This is a genomic window from Parabacteroides sp. AF39-10AC (assembly GCF_003635405.1).
GTDB classification, from domain to species: Bacteria; Bacteroidota; Bacteroidia; order Bacteroidales; family Tannerellaceae; genus Parabacteroides; species Parabacteroides distasonis.
Genome location: NZ_QTLP01000008.1, coordinates 1 through 18,525, shown reverse-complemented (window position 1 = coordinate 18,525; position 18,525 = coordinate 1). Strand labels below are relative to the sequence as shown.

Annotated in this window: 11 protein-coding genes and 4 riboswitches; of the genes, 2 read left to right on the top strand and 9 right to left on the bottom strand. The window is 46.0% G+C overall.

Going from position 1 to position 18,525, the window contains the following annotated elements; translation table 11 throughout:
* Positions 1 to 60 precede the first annotated feature (60 nt).
* Positions 61 to 257: riboswitch (cobalamin riboswitch) on the bottom strand.
* Between the two features lie 115 nt (positions 258 to 372).
* The 7 genes from DW033_RS09170 to DW033_RS09140 form a co-directional block, all read right to left on the bottom strand.
* Positions 373 to 1,710: a threonine/serine exporter ThrE family protein gene (locus DW033_RS09170; protein WP_044544886.1), complete on the bottom strand. Its 1,338-nt coding sequence runs from the start codon at positions 1,708 to 1,710 to the stop codon at positions 373 to 375.
* A 52-nt stretch (positions 1,711 to 1,762) separates the two neighbouring features.
* A riboswitch (cobalamin riboswitch) is annotated at positions 1,763 to 1,963 on the bottom strand.
* A 17-nt stretch (positions 1,964 to 1,980) separates the two neighbouring features.
* Positions 1,981 to 3,837: a DUF5074 domain-containing protein gene (locus tag DW033_RS09165; RefSeq protein ID WP_044544885.1), complete on the bottom strand. Its 1,857-nt coding sequence runs from the start codon at positions 3,835 to 3,837 to the stop codon at positions 1,981 to 1,983.
* Positions 3,834 to 5,114, bottom strand: a complete 1,281-nt coding sequence (locus DW033_RS09160; RefSeq protein WP_044544884.1) for a hypothetical protein — start codon at positions 5,112 to 5,114, stop codon at positions 3,834 to 3,836. The genes DW033_RS09165 and DW033_RS09160 overlap by 4 nt, the downstream gene beginning before the upstream one ends.
* Positions 5,115 to 5,123: 9 nt before the next feature.
* Positions 5,124 to 6,278 (bottom strand): YncE family protein, encoded by a 1,155-nt coding sequence (locus DW033_RS09155; protein ID WP_039848533.1) that lies wholly within the window; start codon positions 6,276 to 6,278, stop codon positions 5,124 to 5,126.
* Complete coding sequence (locus DW033_RS09150; RefSeq protein ID WP_044544883.1) at positions 6,275 to 8,290, bottom strand: TonB-dependent receptor; 2,016 nt, start codon at positions 8,288 to 8,290, stop codon at positions 6,275 to 6,277. Before DW033_RS09150 ends, DW033_RS09155 begins: the two co-directional genes overlap by 4 nt.
* Before the next feature lie 52 nt (positions 8,291 to 8,342).
* Positions 8,343 to 8,552, bottom strand: a riboswitch (cobalamin riboswitch).
* A 40-nt stretch (positions 8,553 to 8,592) separates the two neighbouring features.
* Entirely contained in the window at positions 8,593 to 9,093 is a 501-nt protein-coding gene (gene nrdG, locus DW033_RS09145) for an anaerobic ribonucleoside-triphosphate reductase activating protein (RefSeq protein ID WP_009016844.1), read from the bottom strand.
* A 33-nt stretch (positions 9,094 to 9,126) separates the two neighbouring features.
* On the bottom strand, positions 9,127 to 11,334 hold the full coding sequence (locus DW033_RS09140) for an anaerobic ribonucleoside triphosphate reductase (protein WP_011967305.1): 2,208 nt from the start codon (positions 11,332 to 11,334) through the stop codon (positions 9,127 to 9,129).
* A 262-nt stretch (positions 11,335 to 11,596) separates the two neighbouring features.
* A riboswitch (cobalamin riboswitch) is annotated at positions 11,597 to 11,798 on the top strand.
* A 48-nt stretch (positions 11,799 to 11,846) separates the two neighbouring features.
* On the opposite strand from DW033_RS09140, the gene DW033_RS09135 reads away from it, so the two are divergent.
* Together DW033_RS09135 and DW033_RS09130 are read left to right on the top strand one after the other, a co-directional pair.
* On the top strand, positions 11,847 to 14,030 hold the full coding sequence (locus tag DW033_RS09135) for a TonB-dependent receptor (protein ID WP_008779146.1): 2,184 nt from the start codon (positions 11,847 to 11,849) through the stop codon (positions 14,028 to 14,030).
* Between the two features lie 33 nt (positions 14,031 to 14,063).
* Positions 14,064 to 14,993 carry a sirohydrochlorin cobaltochelatase gene (locus DW033_RS09130; protein ID WP_039848534.1) on the top strand — a complete coding sequence of 310 codons (930 nt, stop codon included), beginning with the start codon at positions 14,064 to 14,066 and terminating at the stop codon, positions 14,991 to 14,993.
* Between the two features lie 73 nt (positions 14,994 to 15,066).
* On the opposite strand, the gene DW033_RS09125 is transcribed toward DW033_RS09130, so the two are convergent.
* On the bottom strand, positions 15,067 to 16,164 hold the full coding sequence (locus DW033_RS09125) for a sirohydrochlorin cobaltochelatase (protein WP_048927104.1): 1,098 nt from the start codon (positions 16,162 to 16,164) through the stop codon (positions 15,067 to 15,069).
* A gap of 22 nt (positions 16,165 to 16,186) precedes the next feature.
* Complete coding sequence (locus DW033_RS09120; RefSeq protein ID WP_048927105.1) at positions 16,187 to 18,250, bottom strand: TonB-dependent siderophore receptor; 2,064 nt, start codon at positions 18,248 to 18,250, stop codon at positions 16,187 to 16,189.
* Between the last annotated feature and the right edge of the window lie 275 nt (positions 18,251 to 18,525).

The following is an 18,525-nucleotide window of genomic DNA, read 5'->3' as shown; positions in this document are numbered from 1 at the left end:
ATTACGCAGTTTACATCTCTAATGTAATCGTTCCACTAGTTCCCCAAATCCCGGGAGAATCTATTTCTTTTTTTATCTGGCAGGTTTCCTGACTAACCCGGAAAGCGACCTTCCCATCTTTAGAAAAGACAGTGGCATGAAGAAGCTTTCCTCTTTACGGGTTTTACAGTAGCGGGCTCTGTTCCGGAATCTAACCGAAATTCCCTTTTATAGACTTGCAGAATGCAACGTCTATCACCAAGACATCACAAAAGTATAGTATTGATAGGGCTTTTTTTAATGAAATATGTTAAATATATTGAACGTGTTAAACAATTTGGCATATCCTTATGCGATAGTTTTTCCCGGACTAATCTTTATGGAAAAGTTTTTTCACCATTCAATGAACTTTCCTCTTTCCCGGCGCTTTTCCAGTTCCTCTTGTAAATGTCGTTGGCGATCTTTGGCGATGTAACGACGGGCGAAGATGTTCGGGACAGCTACACCGAGTGAGATACAAAGAATGATGAGTGCGGAATTGATCCCGTTGAAGAATGCGTTTGTGACCTCACCGACTACTCCATGCAGGTTTATAAATGCCAGTAATGAGCGATACATGAGTACTCCCGGAATCATAGGAATGACAGATGGAATCGTCAATACGTGATTGGGAACATGGCACCAATGAACCGCTTTTACGGCAAGGAGGCTGACTACGAAGCTTCCCATAAACGAGCCGATCACAGGACCATAACCTAATTCGAAGTTCACAAAGTTACGGGTACATACCGCAATGATACCTCCTACGGCTACCACCCATAATAATCGGCGTTGAATATTGAATATCATGGAGAAGCCTATGGCGGAGATAGCTGCCGCTAATGCATATATGTAGTACGGGTCATGTGGAACCATATTTAATTCACTGAACTTATGATCTATCTCGACATCATTCATGACAAGTACCCGCATGGCGAATGCGATACCGAAAGTCATGGCGGCTACCATCATGACCGTATTGGAGGCCCGGGTGATGCCGACAAGCAAATGATTGTCTAGCATATCATCCACGAAGTTAATCAAGGGTACGCCCGGCACGATAAATAAAGCGCAGGCTAATAATGGATGATAAGGAGTGTCGGATAGCCCGGAGAAGGAGGATGCGTATGCCAAGCAGGTGGATACGAAAGCGGCCGCAGCGATACTCATATATACGTTAAGTCCAGCCTCGACACAGCGGGCCCGTACCCTAAACCCGACGAAAGCGCAAATGGAAGCGAATAGGAATGCCATCCAGTCGCATCCGAATAGCTTACAGAATCCTCCGCATGCGAATCCCGCTCCGATAGCTACGATATAAGGGGTATAATTCCGGGGTTGGTGAACGATCTTCTCCAGTTCTTCCTCATATTTATCCAAGGAATAATCTTGCTCGATCGCCCGCCATGAAAGCTTGCTTACCTGTGAGATTGTCGTCATGTTAATGCCATGCTTCTCGCATTTCTGGAATTTGGAGAATGAGTTTCGCTCATCGCTTACGTTTACCATGATCATGGTCCACCGGATATCGATATGCAACTTCTCCTCGGGGATCCCCATAAAGGCGGCAACTCGTTTCATGTTTCGCTCGATACGATTCGTGTCGGCGGCGCTTTCCATCAACAACTTTCCTGTACGGAGCAAAAGATCCAGTTTGCGCCGTAACAACAATACTTCCTTGTCTGTCATCATTTTCTTTTTGTTCTTATATTGTCTGTGTATCCTATGTCCTAACCCACGAGGACATGAATCTGAAATGAATGGCAGGTCTTCTGACTAGCTCCCATCCTAATGCCTTCCCGACCCTATCGCGTCAGTGGCGAAAGTAGTATTAGAATGTTCAACAGAGCTTCACAGCAGCGGGACTGTCCCGGATTCTCACCGGATTCCCTTTTAATCCGTACGCCCGAATAGGCACTACGGAACCAATTCGGGCGCAAATGTACGGAATTTTTTTTATATTTACTTCTTAATCATCCGTAGAGACTCTGTCTTTCCTCCGGTTATGATACGGATGAAATAGAGGCCTTGGGATAGATCGCTTACGTTGATGGATTCTCCGGGATTGATCGTGGATTTCCGGACCATTGTTCCGCGAGATGTATAGATCTCTATCTTCGCCGGGGTATCGATATTGATTTGTATCGAGTTAACCGCCGGGTTCGGATAGATTTTCAAGGTCGGCTGCGAGACCTCTTCTATGCTTGTCGGTGCTTCTTCGGTTGTTACGACCATGTTCTTGGTGACGATCTTTCCGTTCGAGTTGAAGCGGACGGTTATTGTAGCCTTCTGATATTCCTTGATATCTGAGGTCGTACTGATGATTAAGGAGTCATTACGAACGATCGCGTTAATCGGGCTGGAGGGAGTAACGGATGAGACTGATTTTACGATGGCGGCATCCATATTGTCCTCATCGGTCACCATATTGCCTAAAGCGAGTTTATAGACTGGCTTTTCCTCGGTTAATACGATAGAGGAAGGGAAACCGGAAGATACTACCGGTGCGGCGTTATCCGGGAAAACCGGGATAGCCGGGAACCAATAGTTGACGATCATCGAATATTCTTGTACCACTTCGCCTTTGTTATTTATACGAGCTAACATGTGCGTAGGATCTTGGAACTCATGATACAAGAAGGTGTATAGCTCGTCGGTTTTTGGGTTAAGGCGAAATCCGGTTCCGTACAAGCGCCAATCCCAGTCCTGTTTTCGGAGGTCGATTAGCTGGAAGAATTGTTTCTTGTCAATATCATACCCACAGATTTGATACCCCGTGAACCAACTGCCTTCTTTCGGTTGTCCGTTCCAGTAAATCTTATTTTCTTTGGCACTGGCGCAGAAACCGTCGGCGGTCCATGCGTACCAAGAGTTTGGAACGACACCGATGGTCTCGCTTAACGGGATCTTTACCGTGTCCACCTTAAAGGTATAGGGGTTCAAGTTCAGCATATATTCCAAGGCGGAACCATCCCCGGCCGTATTCTGGGTCATGCTGATCCAGAGCGTACCATCCTTGGATTGAACGATAGAGCCGAAACCTCGTTGAATCTCCTTCTCTAGCCCTTTTACAGTCTCTTTCTCGATCGGGGCGGCGATGGTACGGATAATTTTATCGGTTTTCGGATCTATTATTAATAAACCATATTGTTGATGGACGGCAAAGACAAGGTCGTTAGCACGTACCATGGTACCGATCTGGGCATAATACAACTCACCGTATCCATCGGCGTTCGGATTTCCGGAACCTTCTATTTGTTTGCCGATCGCCATCTTATCGCTATCGTAGATCCAGATACCGTTGCTGGTTCCTATATAGCCTTTGTGCTCGTCTACCGGAAGATAGGAACGGCCGTCGGCTATGGATTTGCCCTCGGCGTTTTGGGCGATATACTTGAATTCCTTGATCACCTTCATGGTCTTGGCATCGCATACGGCAAACCGGCTTCCGGTGATTTTTGCCCCGGGATCTCGTTCTTGCTTAGAGACTAGGTAGAACTTATCGCCATAGATCGTACCGAATTGCGTGGTACATCCTAACTCATGCCCCGGATTCTCGGTCTGGAAGACACGATAGTGCCATTCTCCATCTTGAGTAAGGAAATTGACGGTACTGTTCTGATGGCCGTACCAATCCTCGTTTACGATAAATGTACCTTGACTGTAATCCATATCCGTGGAACGCAGGATGGAAGATTGTGACGGTACATCCCTCATTTGGACCCGATCGATGCCGGCGGCGATCCATGAGGTATTGCCTTGGGCCATTAGGCCGCTCGTGGCGAACGTACAGAGAAGTAAGGTAATCGTCTTTTTCATAAGCCTTTTATTTTTAAGATTGCTTGATCGTATTGTAATTTCATTTGTTCGCTTACCGGATCGGGTACGATGATGGAAGGGGTGGCGATGTGTAAATCCTGCGCACGGATAATCTCCGTCGAGGTCTCTCCGATCCAACCGCAATATTGGTTTACCGCCGTGTATACCTTGATAAAGTCCACGCCGGGTAATTCCACCTTATTGCCTTCCGCGTCCACGGCCCATTCGATATCGAAGCTGTTCAGATCCTTGTAATCGTTCGGATGGTTATCCACGTATCCCCATGGATACGAATAGAGTACGTAGTATTTACCCGTATCACTCTCGTCCGTAGCGTTATCCTTTAACCGGGTACCGGAGAAAGTCAAGGAATTCTCTTCAATCCATTTCGGATAATAACTTTGCGTATGATATATATTTTTCGCTATATAACCGGTATTGCCTTGATTATCTTTCCATGGTACATAAGTAGCGTCACTCCATTGCTGGCCCATGTCTGGCTCGGGGATCTTGTTGGGATCTGGACGATCATAGGTAATGCGATAATTCTTGATGGTTTCCGGTTTATAGTATTCACTACCGGCCAGTTCGTACCATTCATCGTCCAGTAAGCCGTTCAGGTTCGTGTCGAAAGAGACCATGACAATACCGGGCTCGCAGCTGCCTCCCTTTTTCTCTTGATATTCCGGCAGGTCGGAATAGAAAGAGTTCCCAAGGATCATAAAGTCCTTCTTCCCTTTGACGTTGATGACCGTATGGTCGAAGCCGAAGATAACGTATCCTCCGTATCCTCCGAGGGAGATCATCACGTCATTCGTACCGGAGATATTCTCCTCTACCTTTTTCAGGATGGTTTCTTTCGTATCGCCTTCCTCGTATTCGGGCATCGTATTGACGAACTGACCCGGTGCGGGACAAAAGTCGTATACCTTGGATAGGTAAGGACTGTACTCTATATCCTCCTGCATCACCTCGAAACGAAAATCGTGCTTATAGGGGGTCTCCTTATCGATGATCTCGAAGGTCATCTGATAGGTGCCCGTATCTTTCGCAAGGAAGATATAAGAACGTTCGGTAGATACGAGAGAGTCCGTCCCGTTCCGGTGCAGTGTCCACCGATACTCGTCGCCGGTAAAGGCCGGGCTGAGTAGATAGGTTTTCATGCGGGGCAGATAATAGACATCATCGATACCCAAGCTAACCATCTGTATCTTGTCTTGGGTACAGGATAGAAATGCTAGGAAACCTGAAATGAATAGATATAAAACTTGTCTCATAACGCTGTTCTATTTATAAAGGAAAACCATATGGGCGGGGATATCCCCGGTACGTACGCCCCATTTTCGTATCCCGTTCTTATCGTAGCAATAGAGGGTCCCGCTGGATACGTAATTCTTGGCATCGGTGACGAAGATGTCTTTCGTATAGGGATGGACCATGATCCCGTATGGGATACGAATGTCTTTCTCGCTACCGTCGGTGATAAAGTTCGTGCTGATCACCTCTTTGGTACGGACATCTATGATTCCGTACGAGATGCTGTTACTCTGCGTATTCACGTTCCATTCCGTACTGTAATAGAAGAGGGAATCTCCGCTGATGCAAAGGTTGGAGCAAGGGATATTCAGGGTATCGGTAACCACCATCTCATTATATCCTTTTCGCTTTTCCAGTACATACAGGTTGGAATGTACCGTATCGTAATCTCCCCGAGAAGTTACCCATAATTTACCGTATTTATCCGCACGGATACGGTGCAGATTGATCCCTACCGGAATCTTTTGGACTTGCTTGAAACGGTTTAGTTCGATGACGGAAACCGTATTGTCGTACTCCGGGGCACGATAGCCTCCGGAATTCACTACGTAGATATATTCACCCAAAATCTCTAATTCATCCGGCTGGTAGCCGACAATGACTTTAGCGTCTATTTTCAGGCTGGTCGTGTCTACCCGATATACGGCTCCTTGTGGAGCATTCGGGTCGATTTGCACGGGGCCGACATAAGAGGTTACATAGGCGTTTCCCCGGTAAAAACGGATGTACCGGCAGTTAGGAATGTCTATTTGCGTGATCCGCTCACAAGTCCGGGCGTCCAATACTTCTACTTTATGGGAACAATTGACTACAACATATAGCTTACTTCCGTAAATCTGGATATCATTGCCTACATCGCCCAACTCCTTGACCACGTTTGGGTTCCGTTCCGAGTAGAGGTTACGGATATAATAACCGTTCACGTAATCCAGATAATCCAGCGTACATTTATTGCTTCCCATATTCCCCTCGTTCACTAAATACATCCCTTGAGGATTCGCCTCGGGGTGGATACCATCGGAGACCAGCTCGTATTCCGATGGAACTACGATCTCGATCTTACGGCAGGATGAAAAAGCGCAACCGATCAGGATACCTATTATATATAATGTATGTCTTTTCATATCTCGATCGTTAAAGACACTTTGTAATTTCGTTTCGGCATCGGATAATTCAGGATCACGTCGTAGTCTTGGCTTAACAGGTTGTTTACCTCTACGGCAGCCTTGATAAGTCCGAATTTGAATTTCAAATCTTTCGACAAGGAGATGTCGCTGGTGTACCACGGTTGCGTATAATTGTATTTGATATTTTCCTGCTGGTTATACCGCTCTCCCACATATATGAAACTATAGTTGAGGTTCCATCCCTTGAAAGAGGCTTGTGCGATGGCGGAGCCGCTATGCCAAGGGATATAAGGGATTTGATCTCCGTAATAGGTATCCGAGGGATCCGTGAAGTCTTGGGCCTTTTGATAGGTGTATTGTACGCGTAGCGTGACGAACAAATCTTTTACCGGATTGACGGTCGTTTCCGTACTGACATCTATACCTTTGATTTCTACCTTACCCAAATTCAGCATCGTCCAACGGAACTGCTGGCCTTTGGGGTAAGCGATGATCTTGTCTTTCACCTTGTTGTAATAACCATCCGCCTGTATCTTGAAGCGATAGAAAAGATGGTTCTCCCATGTTTTCGTGTAAGCGAAGCCGGCATCATATTGGGTTACGTATTCCGGGTTTAATTTGGAGTTTCCCATATCGGCGTAATACAAATCGTTGAAGGTGGGCATGCGGAAGATCCGTTTATAGAAAGCGCGTACATTAAAGTCTTGTTTCTCGAACGGCTTATAGGAGGCGAACACGGCGGGTGTGAGGATTTGCCGGGCTTCCGGTGCGGGGCCTTCTTCTACACGGTCGTTGATAAAAGTCGCCAGTCCGCTGGCCTGTAATTTTACTTTTCCTAACCGGAGCGCCGTAGCGACCGAAAGGAGGTTGGTGAAGCGTTCCGGGTAAACGAATCCATACATATCGGCGTTCATCTTGTTCCATTGCAAGTCGTAAGAAGCAGAGACATCCCAGTTCGAGAGGATGGAGTAGACATTAGCGGAAGATAGGTAAATCTCCCGTTGCTTATACAGGTTATCTACATGAATCAGCTTGTCGTCGTTGTTCACATAATGCGTACGGTAGAAAGCGTATTTCGCATTGACCTGTGTCTTGAATTTACTATTGATTTCTTTGATATAGGAGCCTTGCATGAAAGAGTTCGTATCCCATACTCGTTCGCCGCGTCGCCATACGTTGTTTACGATAGCCCCCGGGATACCTCGTTCGGAATTGTAGTTGTAGAACTTAAGATTCCAAGTACCGTCGCTCATCTTGCCATACAATCCGGCCTCTAGGCGGGTGGCGTTGATATCCCCGTTTTCCCGGACGGCGGTCGTATCGTAAGCGATCTCTCCGGCAGGGTTGATACGGCGGTAACGAAATTTGTATTTACCGCTTCCGCTTAACCATTCGGCGCTGAAAGAGGCGGCTACGTTTTCTGATATCTTATATTCGAACAGGGCCGAGGGATTGATAACGTCGAAGGAACCGACTTTCATCGTGGCACGGATATTCGTTGTTTTTCCTTCTTCGAAACGAGGACGACGAGAACGCAGATAAAGCGTACCGGCCGCACCGAAATCTTTCGCGGATTGGAAGATATCGCTCTTCTGGCCATTGTATAAAGAAATCTCCTCGATATTGTCTAAGGAATACATTCCGAGGTCTACTTGTCCGTTTTGCGCGTTGCTTAATTCGATACCGTCGTAGAAAACACCCATATGGTTCGTTCCCATGCTTCGGATGTTTACGGTCTTGATACCTCCTACGCCCCCATAGTCTTTCAATTGGACGCCCGAGAAGTAGCGTAAAGCATCCGCTACCGTGTGGCTGTTCAAATTTTGTAATTCTTTCCCCGATAGTTTTTGGGAAGGAATTACCTCTTTAAAGCTGAAACTCCGGGCCGTGACCGTAACTTCGTCCAAGTGTTGGATAGAGTCGAGTTTGCTTTGTCCATGGGACATACCTATCGCCAGCATCGATAATACGCAAGCGAGGTATCCCTTTCTAGCAAAGGATAACACCATTATTTAAAACCTGTTTAGAAAATGATTCGTACCAAGCCGCTCTGTCCTCGCGAACGACTTCTCCCTAACTGGCAGGTCTTCTGACTGACTCCCATCCCGAAAGCCTTCCCGATATATATCCTTATATACCAGTGGCGAAAGTGTTTCCGGAATGTTTGAAATAGAGCTTCACAGCAACGGGACTGTTCAGGAATTACACCTGATTCCCATTTAATCCGTAACCCCGGTTGGGTGAAACGGAACCAATTCGGGACAAAGGTATGAAATCTTGTTAATATCCGGGCTATAATTGGAGAATTTCCTTAAATGAAAGGGTTGTACTTGTATGTTACGATTTCCTTTTTATTTAAAGAAGCTTGTACGTCAATTAACCGTTGGTTGCTGCTTCCCCGGAATAAAAGGCTCTCATCCCGAAGGGTTTGTTTGTAGCGGCCATCTACCAATACGTCGATATAGGATAATAAGGCGGCTTGTGCCGGGTTCTTTATCAGGTCCTCGAATTTATATCCCGTGTAGCACCAGATCGTCTTTTGGCTTTTTTCCTTGATCGCCTTGGCTACCTCGGTGAAGCCTTCCGGCTGGAACATGGGATCTCCACCACTGAAGGTGACGTTGGCGAACTCGTCAGCCAGCACTTTCTCCACGATCTCTTCCGTTCTTACTTTCTTCCCTTTATGGATATCCCATGATTCGGGGTTGTGGCAACCCGGGCATTTGTTCGGGCAACCCGCCGCATAGATGGCGGTCCGGAATCCCGGACCGTCTACGGTGGTATCTTCGATGATATCTATGATGGACAACATGGTAATTGAAAATTGACAATTGACAATTGAAAATTAGTTGTGGGTGATGCGGTCGTTCAGCTCGGATAGCTTGGCGTTGTTCCAACGGTCGGTGGTTCCTACCAAGTAACCGGTGATGCGTTGAAGTTTGTCCAAGTGTTTGCTGCCGCATTTCGGGCAGGCTTCCAGATTCGGGGTGGAGTTCTCGTAGCCACAATCCAGACAACGGTTACGATTATGGTTTACGGAACCGTATCCGATATTGTATTTATCCATCATATCCACGACACGCATGATCGCTTCGGGGTTATGGGTAGCGTCGCCATCCATCTCTACGTAAAAGATATGGCCGCCACGAGTCAAATCATGATAAGGAGCTTCCACTTCGGCTTTATGACGGGCACTGCACTTATAATATACCGGGACGTGATTAGAGTTCGTATAATAATCCCGATCCGTGATACCCGGAAGCGATCCGAACTTCTTACGATCTTTTCCCGTGAACTTGCCGGACAAGCCTTCAGCCGGAGTTGCCAGTACGCTATAATTGTGTTGGTATTGCTCAGAGAATTGGTTGGCGCGATCCCGGATATACGTAACGATCCTTATGCCTAAGGCCTGCGAATCCTCATCTTCGCCATGATGCTTCCCGGTAAGGGCTACCAAGCATTCGGCCAGTCCGATAAAGCCGATACCCAAGGTGCCTTGGTTGATAACGGAGGCTATCGAATCGTTAGGCTTCAATTTTTCCGAGCCTAACCACAAGGAAGACATCAACAACGGGAATTGCTTTGCGTAAGCGGTTTTCTGGAACTCCATACGCTCATGCAACTGACGAGCCGTAAGTTCCAACATATGATCCAGTTTGGCGAAAAACAGGGCGATACGTTCCTCCTTGTTCTCCACCTGCATGCACTCGATAGCCAATCGTACGATATTGATCGTCGAGAAAGATAGATTACCTCGTCCGATAGAAGTCTTTGGTCCGAAACGATTCTCGAATACACGGGTACGGCATCCCATGGTCGCTACCTCGTGGATATAGCGCTGAGGATCGTCCGCTTTCCAATCCTCGCTTTGGTTGAAGGTCGCGTCGAGATTCAAGAAGTTCGGGAAGAAACGACGGGCGGTGACCTTGCAGGCCAATTGGTAAAGATCGTAGTTACGGTCTTCCGGCAGATAGCTTACGCCTCGTTTCTTTTTCCATATCTGGATCGGGAAGATAGCGGTCTCGCCGTTACCTACGCCTCTGTAAGTGCTTTTTAATAACTCCCGGATGATACAACGACCTTCCGCCGAGGTGTCGGTTCCATAATTGATGGAGCTGAATACCACTTGGTTGCCTCCACGGGAATGGATCGTGTTCATATTATGGATAAAAGCCTCCATCGATTGGTGTACACGGCTTACCGTGCGGTTGATGGCATGTTGTATGACGCGTCTATCACCGCTTAATCCATCCAAGGTCTGTGTCTGGTAATCGTCGATAGGCTTATTATATAAGTGGGAGAAATCCTGTCCGTATAAATCCTCTAAGGTCTTTACTTCCTCGATAAAGCTATTACGTACGTAAGGAGCTAGGTAGAAATCGAACGCCGGTATCGCCTGTCCGCCATGCATCTCGTTTTGGGCGGTCTCTAGAGAGATACAGCCAAGGATGCTTGCGGTTTCGATTCGTTTAGCCGGACGTGATTCGCCATGACCGGCGGAGAACCCGTATTTCAGGATGCGATCCAACGGGTGTTGTACGCAGGTCAAGCTTTTAGTCGGATAATAATCTTTATCATGAATATGGAGGTAGTTGTTAGATACGGCTTCCTTGACCTCTTCGCTCAATAAATAGTCATCGACAAACGGCTTGGTGGTCTCGCTGGAGAATTTCATCATCATGCCGGCGGGTGTATCGGCGTTCATATTCGCGTTCTCACGGGTGATGTCGTTGGATTTGATATTGATAATCTCCAAGAACATATCCCGTGTTTTCGCCTTGCGGGCTACGCTTCGCTGATTTCGGTAAGCGATATATTTCTGCGCTACGTCCTTCCGGCTACTGGCCATCAATTCCAGTTCCACGGCATCTTGAATCGCCTCTACGGTCATTTGAGGTTCTCCCTTGAATGAGATATGGTCTGTGATCTGGCGAATCAGTTGCATATCTTCTCCCTTGTCTGTATGCAACATGGCTTTACGGATAGCGGTTACTATCTTCTCCTCGTTGAAGCCAACGATACGCCCGTCCCGTTTAACAACTGTCTGTATCATGATGTCGATTAATTTGTGATTGATTATGCGTGCAAAGGTATCTTATTACTCTATATGATTTTCTTTTTGGAAAACTTTTTGCTGATTAAATTATGTTAAGGTGTTAATTTGTAGTGTGTTGTAAAAAGTTTTGGAAAACTTTCCATCTTGTATGATTGCTTTTGTTTTCCTTTTTGGCGATGTGGTGTGTTATAAGCTTCTCTTTGTAAAGCTTTTAAAGAACATAAGCCGGGATATATTTTTGTTTATATAAAATAATTCATACTTTTGCCCCCGTTTTGGTGATGACGTAAAACCATCCGGTTTCGTCATAAAGAGGGAATCCGGTGTGAATCCGGAGCAGTGCCCGCTACTGTAAGCTTTTGTAAAGTAGAAAACATTTCTCATACCACTGTCTGTAAAAGACGGGAAGGTCGTTTTCTACGAGGTAAGTCAGGAAACCTGCCAAGCGTTTTTATTGCTGTTTTTCTCGGGGTCAGGAAAGCGGAAATATACATAATAACAAATCGTTTATGAAAAGAAAGTGTTTGTGCGCGGCTTTAGCTGTAAGTTGTGCGATAAACGTATCATTTGCGCAGGTACGTTTACAGGGTAAGGTCGTGGATGAAAGTAATGAACCAATTCCGGGTGCGAATATCCGCGTGTCGGAATCCTTGAATGGTACAACCACGGATGCCAGCGGAAAATTTGAGCTGAACCTTCCCGATGGTAGACATCGTATTCGTGTGACTTACCTTGGCTATGAGCAAGGCGTGTATCAAACGGATCACTCGGAAAAAGATGTCGTTATTAAGCTGAAAGAAAAGTATGTGAATATCGATCAAGTGGTGGTAACCGGTACCGGTTCGCATCGCCGCATGAGTAATTCCCCTATTCCCGTGAAAGTGCTTACGGGAAAAGACTTGAAAGAGGCGAGCGTAACCAATTTCCAAGATGCGATGACCAAGCTGAATCCGAGTATCGTATTTATGGAAAACGGACAGGGGGCTACGATGAATATGAACGGATTGACAGAGAAATACGTGGTTATCTTGGAAAACGGTAAGCGTTTGGCCGGCGATGATACCTATTCCCGTATCGATATGTCTAACGTAAAGCGGGTAGAGATCTTGAACGGGGCCGCTTCCGCTTTGTATGGTAGCGACGCGATCGCCGGCGTTATCAATATCATCACGGATGATTCCCGCAATAAGGTGAACGTGACGAGCAATAGCCGTTATGGTAGCAAGAACCAATTCTTGCAGTCGGTCAATGCGGACGTGAATGTAGGGAAGTTCGGTTCATATACTTCTTATCAATATCAACGGGCCGATGGTTGGCAATTAAATCCCTATACGGAGAGTAAAGGCGAGTTGGTTCCTACCAATAAGCAAGCTTCCGAGGGATTTCACCGGAACGTGATCAACCAACGTTTCACGTACGACGCTACGGATCGTTTGTCTTTTTATGTGCGTGGTACTTTCTTTGGACGTTCCAGCGATCGTCCGATGCCAATGGATAAAGTGAATACGACCAACTATGATATGAGAAAAGAGACGTTCACTTATGGGGCGGGCGCTCAATACATGATTAATAAGAACTCTTATTTGAACGCTGATTATCTGTCGGACAATCATAGTACGTATAAGGATTTCTTTGATGGAAAGAAAAGCGGAGAGAGTGATATGACGAAACGGATTCATTACCATAACTTGAATGTCAAGGGAATCTTTCGTCTGGGCAAATATAATAAGCTTTCGGCTGGTACAGAGTTCATTAAAGAGTTACTGAGTAGCGAGACGGATAACATAGCGGGTAAAAGTATGTACACGACCGCGCTTTATGCTCAAGACGAGATCAATATCAATGAGCATTTCCAAGCGTACGCGGGTTTGCGCTATATTTACCATGAGAATTTTAAGAGTTATGCGACTCCTAACGTGGCTTTGCTGTATAAGGTAGGCGGTTTTAATTTCCGCGGATCGTATGCGGCTGGTTTCCGTACACCTGAATTGAAAGAGCTGTATACGGAATCGGAGAAGAAAGCGTCCGGAGCGACTCGCCTTACGATCGGTAATCCGGATCTGGACCCGGAGAAGAGCGACAATTTCACGTTGAGCGCTGAATATACGATGCGGTATTTCTCTTTGTCCGTATCCGCTTTTATGAATAACGTGCGTAGCATGATTAACTATAAGATGTTGGATACGGCGGAACGGGATGCTTATAACACTGCCCATGGTACGGACTATGATGAGATACAGATGCGTGCGAATATCGATAAAGCGAAGATCAAAGGTATTAACGTGACCTTCAATAGTTATCTGGGAGCGGGCTTTACCTTGAATGGTGGCTATAGTTTCATGGATGGAAAGAACGTATACGAGGATGAACCTTTGGATAAGACCGTTAAGCATAGTGGTACGGTAGCGGCTATGTGGTCTCATACTTGGAATAAGTATAAGCTGAACGTGAATTTTAACGGACGTATCCAAGGGGAACGTTATTCTACTTCTTATGGATACGCACCGAAATATTCCTTGTGGAATCTCAATACGAGCCATACGTTTAGAGCCGGCGATTTCTTGTTGGAACCGGGAGTAGGTATCGAGAACCTTTTTGATTATGTAGATGATCGTCCCTTTAATTACAATTACGCTACATTGACCCCGGGCCGTACCTATTACGTCAGCCTTCTGGTCCGTTTCAAGCAGTAAACTGTCACATGTCAACTATTAACTAATATAATAATGTATAGGGGATTTTTACGATCCATGTTTGTTTGTTCACTCCTGCTTGGGCTCGCCTGTTCATTATGGGCGAAACCCGGGCGGGAGTTTTACGCTTCCGATATCCGGGAGAGCATGGAAAAGGGAGATAAGTTAGCGATCTTGATGGTACATTTCGGGAGTGCTTACCCGGAAGCTCGTACCCAAGTACTCGATGTGATGAACAAGCGTGTCAAGGAGGCTTTCCCAGACGTGGAAGTCCGGCAGGCTTATAGCGCCCGTAGCGTAGTGAGTCGGTTGAGGGCGCAAGGTGTTTGGGTTCAGTTGCCGGCGGACGCCTTGGTAGAGTTGCGTGATCAAGGGTTTACCCATGTGATAATCCAACCGACTATCATTATAGAGGGTGTGGAGATGGAAGCGATCCGCAAAGAGGCGGAACAGCGAAAAGGTTTGTTTAAGGATTTGCGTGTAGGTAATCCCTTGTTATATGATGATACCGATTATGAGGCGGTGATGAAAGCGGTTTCCTCACCTTCTGGAGTGACTAAAAATGGGGCTAAGTTATTGGTGGCGCACGGAACTTATCATGCCAGTAACTCGGCTTATGCGAAATTGGGGTATATGTTCCAGACCAAAGGAATGAAAGATTATTATACCGGAACCCGTGAGGGTTTCCCTACGATCGAGGATGTAGGTGAGCAAATGCGCCAAGCCGGTCATAAGCGTGTGCAGTTGATTCCTTTTATGTTCGTACTGATTCGAGGTACGGAAAATACGGTTACGGATTTCTGGCAGAAAGGGCTACGTCAACAGGGTTTCGATGTGGATATTTATTTAAAGCCTCTAGGTGAGAATCCGGCGATCCGGTCTTTATTTATCGATCACATCCGTTTCGCCATGAAATATAAACGGGCGACGATTTTTGATCGAAAGAAATTATATACACACTGAACAATTGAAAATTGAGAATTGAAAATTAGTGAGTACTTACTGAACCAATTTTCAATTCTCAATTCTCAATTATTTACTGGTAGTCTTCTCCGGTTTCCCAAGCCTCCGCATCATTATATAATGCTTTTAGATGGTTCACCCAGATCTGACGAACAGCGTCGTAATCGCCTAAGCCTATGATCTTACAGTTCTCTAAACTTCCGTTATGGCTTTCTTTCGTGTCAATCTTGAAGCCCATCTTCAAAAGTTTTAGTCTCCAGCAAGCGTCGGCGTTAGGAGCGGCAGCGCTGAAATCATCATCCTCCTCGATACCCCAAAGGTCATTATGCGCATGGTCTCCGGCGATAGACATGAACGGAGCTAAGGAGATCGTGATCTCTTCCGGTTTTAAGTTATGATCCTCGCAGTATTTGGTAAGTTTGGAATAGACACATTCCTCATTAGGTTCGCCTTCTTCCGGCCAGAACAACATATCTCCGTAATCAACGGTACCTACGAATACATTTTTGTTAGCGGCCAAGGCTTGCATAGCCTCTTCTGTTTCCGTGTATTTCGTATTTGCGTTATAGTTTTTATCCGGGTTACCATGTCCCATTAATAAAAGGATGTTCTTGTTATCAGCCAATTTATCACTGTAGTGGCTGTATAGGACTTTCGCTACGGCTTCCACATCATCCTCGTCGTATACCAAACAAGGGCTTTTTACGACTTGAACACTCGGGAAAGACTCGATCATGAATTTCTTCTTCACGTCCGTATTCATCAAGCTTAGGTATTCCTCACCCGGGATGATGTGTAAGGACTGTACCGCTACCTTCTTGTAACCGGCATTTCCTAGAGCTTGTAACCAAAGGTCCGGTTGGTAACGTGCGATACCGGTCTCTGCCTCTACACGATTCACGCAAGTACGGGAGGTAAATGACAAATAGATGTCCGCATCGGGAAATGCGTTCTGGAAATCGGCCAATGTTGCGTCGTAAGTCTTGATAGACTCCTTGAATGTGCTACCGAATGTACACAACAAGATCGCCGTGTCATGTTTCTTACTTGTCTTTACGACTTCTTCCGCCGGGTTTGCGGTATTGTCGTCGTCTCCATCATCACAGGAGGTAAAAACTGCGCTTGAGGCAAATAGACTCGCCGCAAGCAAAAGGTACTTAAATTTGTTCATCGCATTTAACTTTTAAGATTGTTTATAGTTTATGTTTATTCTGAAATTTCACGATAAAGGAGGCGTACCAAGTCCGTCCGGGAGACGTAGTTCCACGATGGCGTCCGAACGGGGTACGATCCACATAATCGAAGATATTATCGATACCGACATTGATATCTAGGTTCCATTTTTTCTTTTTCAATACGTTATGACGGGTATTCAATCGCCATAGCTGATAACTTTTTCCATCACCGTCCGTGATATAAAAGCGGGTGGATTGGTATCGGCCGAACAAGGTGACATCCAATTTATACTTTTTCCACGCATGGTTCCATGCTAGTTTCCAATTGGCATTATGGAATGAGGTTCCGTTGATCGGGGTGTAGAGCATATAATTCGGGTCGGCTGGATCATCCGTATATTGCGCTTTGGCATCCGTATAGCTATAGCCTCCACCAATAGCCAAGGAAGATAGGATTTGATAGGTGAGCGATATATCTCCCCCGAAAGAGCGGGCTTTGGATAAGTTCTTGTGTTGCATGCTGGCCTCGATCTCATCCAATCGGTCTTCGGCGCTTGTCGGGATCTCGGTCAAGGCGATCATGTTCTTGATACGGTTGTAGAATCCTGTTACCGTGATCTGCAGGTTCGACGCATGATATTCTACGCTCGCCGAATAATAATTGGACTTTTGCGGTTTTAAATCCTTATTACCATAATAATGTTTCCACGGGCCGCCGCCGATCTGCGTGATATAATCATCGTGCAACTCCTTTAAGGTAGGAGCCTTAAATCCATTTGAGTATGTGGCTCGGATATTGAAGTCGCCTAGTTTGTACATGGCGGAGACTTTAGGGGTAAACGTAGCCCCGAACTCTTGGTGCACGACGAAGCGCCCACCTACCGTCACATTCAACCGATCCGTCGGATTCCATTCGTCTTGTACATAAGCGGAAGCCGTAAATACGGAGGCTTTCCCGTTCTCGATACGCCGGGGAGATTTCAAATGATCGTATTGATATTCGAGTCCGGCGCTTAGGATATTGTTTTCCCCGAGGTGGAATACGCTTTTGGCTTGTCCTAGGAAACGTTGTTGAGAGGTTTCCAGAATATGTTCCCCCGGATAACGGGTAATACGTAAACCCGTCTCCGGATCGAAGAAGTTCGTGACATCTTTATGATGGTAATTATAGAAATAGCTATAGTTACCATACGTTAGATCTACCGAAAGGAAGTTCTGCCCTCCCAATGCGTATTTAGCTCCTCCGGCTACATCGAAGTTCCGGTAGAATTGATCATAGGTATAATACTTGAATGCGCCGTGCGGACGATAATTCCATTTCTGGTAAAAAGAGCCATCGGCCGAAAGGCTCAGCCGGTCGTTCACTTTGTAGGTTAAGTTCTCCCTTAACGTAAAGTTCGTGGATCGGTTTACGGTTCGTGTCACGGTTCCATCCATTACCTCGTGATGGTCCCATTCTTGGGTCGTATTTCGCCAGCCGTCCGTGTGGGTCGTACTAAGTGAGGTGGTGGAATTCACTCTCTTATGCCCAAAGCCGATTTGTACGCTTTCCAATATATCTCCATATGATCCGACACGAGTCGTATTCGATAGGCTCACTTTATCCCGGTTCTTTTTCGTGATAATATTGATAACACCGGCGATAGCGTCCGAGCCATACAGGGAAGAGGCGGCACCTTTTACGATCTCGATACGTTCGATATTGGCGGGGTTGATAATACTCAAGTCGTTTTGTCCGCCGGTATCTCCGTTGATCCGTTTGCCATTGATAAGGATCAAGATGTAATCGTTACCTAATCCGTTCATCTGGATGCCACTACCCATGTCGCTCGGATTAAAGGTGATGGAAGCGTTCAGCCCTTCCAGAATATCTTGCATACTGCGTCCTTGGTAACTGTCAAGGGCTTTGCCGGTGATTACCTCTGTTTGCACAGGGGCGTCTTTCAGATAGTGTTCGGTACCCGTACCGGTGACCACGATCTCGTTCAATAGCACGGAAAGTTCCTTCGGATCTTTCAATATGCTTTGGGCGCATACCGATTGTATGCACAAAGCTAAAATAGCAGATGCTAAAAGCCTCATATAGTGTTTTATTGGTTCACGAAATAAAACAGCAAGCTTCTATTGATAATGTCTCAAAAAATAAACTGAATTGTTTTTTGTATGACACGTGCTCTTATCCTGAAAGCTTGATGTTATTGTAAGACTTTAGCAGGTATTCTGGCTCTCCTTTGGTTAGAAACCTTCCCATTCCAACTTAGGAACAGTGGTTTTTGAACTTCTAACCAACTTCATGAGGATTACATCGGCTCACCCGATAAATCAGGGGGAAAATTCTTTAATTCTATAGAAAATTT

Excerpts from the sequence above, each read along its gene's own strand:
- DW033_RS09170 (WP_044544886.1), bottom strand. The coding sequence starts at position 1,710 with ATGATGACAGACAAGGAAGTATTGTTGTTACGGCGCAAACTGGATCTT.
- DW033_RS09165 (WP_044544885.1), bottom strand. The coding sequence starts at position 3,837 with ATGAAAAAGACGATTACCTTACTTCTCTGTACGTTCGCCACGAGCGGC.
- DW033_RS09160 (WP_044544884.1), bottom strand. The coding sequence starts at position 5,114 with ATGAGACAAGTTTTATATCTATTCATTTCAGGTTTCCTAGCATTTCTA.
- DW033_RS09155 (WP_039848533.1), bottom strand. The coding sequence starts at position 6,278 with ATGAAAAGACATACATTATATATAATAGGTATCCTGATCGGTTGCGCT.
- DW033_RS09150 (WP_044544883.1), bottom strand. The coding sequence starts at position 8,290 with ATGGTGTTATCCTTTGCTAGAAAGGGATACCTCGCTTGCGTATTATCG.
- nrdG (WP_009016844.1), bottom strand. The coding sequence starts at position 9,093 with ATGTTGTCCATCATAGATATCATCGAAGATACCACCGTAGACGGTCCG.
- DW033_RS09140 (WP_011967305.1), bottom strand. The coding sequence starts at position 11,334 with ATGATACAGACAGTTGTTAAACGGGACGGGCGTATCGTTGGCTTCAAC.
- DW033_RS09135 (WP_008779146.1), top strand. The coding sequence starts at position 11,847 with ATGAAAAGAAAGTGTTTGTGCGCGGCTTTAGCTGTAAGTTGTGCGATA.
- DW033_RS09130 (WP_039848534.1), top strand. The coding sequence starts at position 14,064 with ATGTATAGGGGATTTTTACGATCCATGTTTGTTTGTTCACTCCTGCTT.
- DW033_RS09125 (WP_048927104.1), bottom strand. The coding sequence starts at position 16,164 with ATGAACAAATTTAAGTACCTTTTGCTTGCGGCGAGTCTATTTGCCTCA.
- DW033_RS09120 (WP_048927105.1), bottom strand. The coding sequence starts at position 18,250 with ATGAGGCTTTTAGCATCTGCTATTTTAGCTTTGTGCATACAATCGGTA.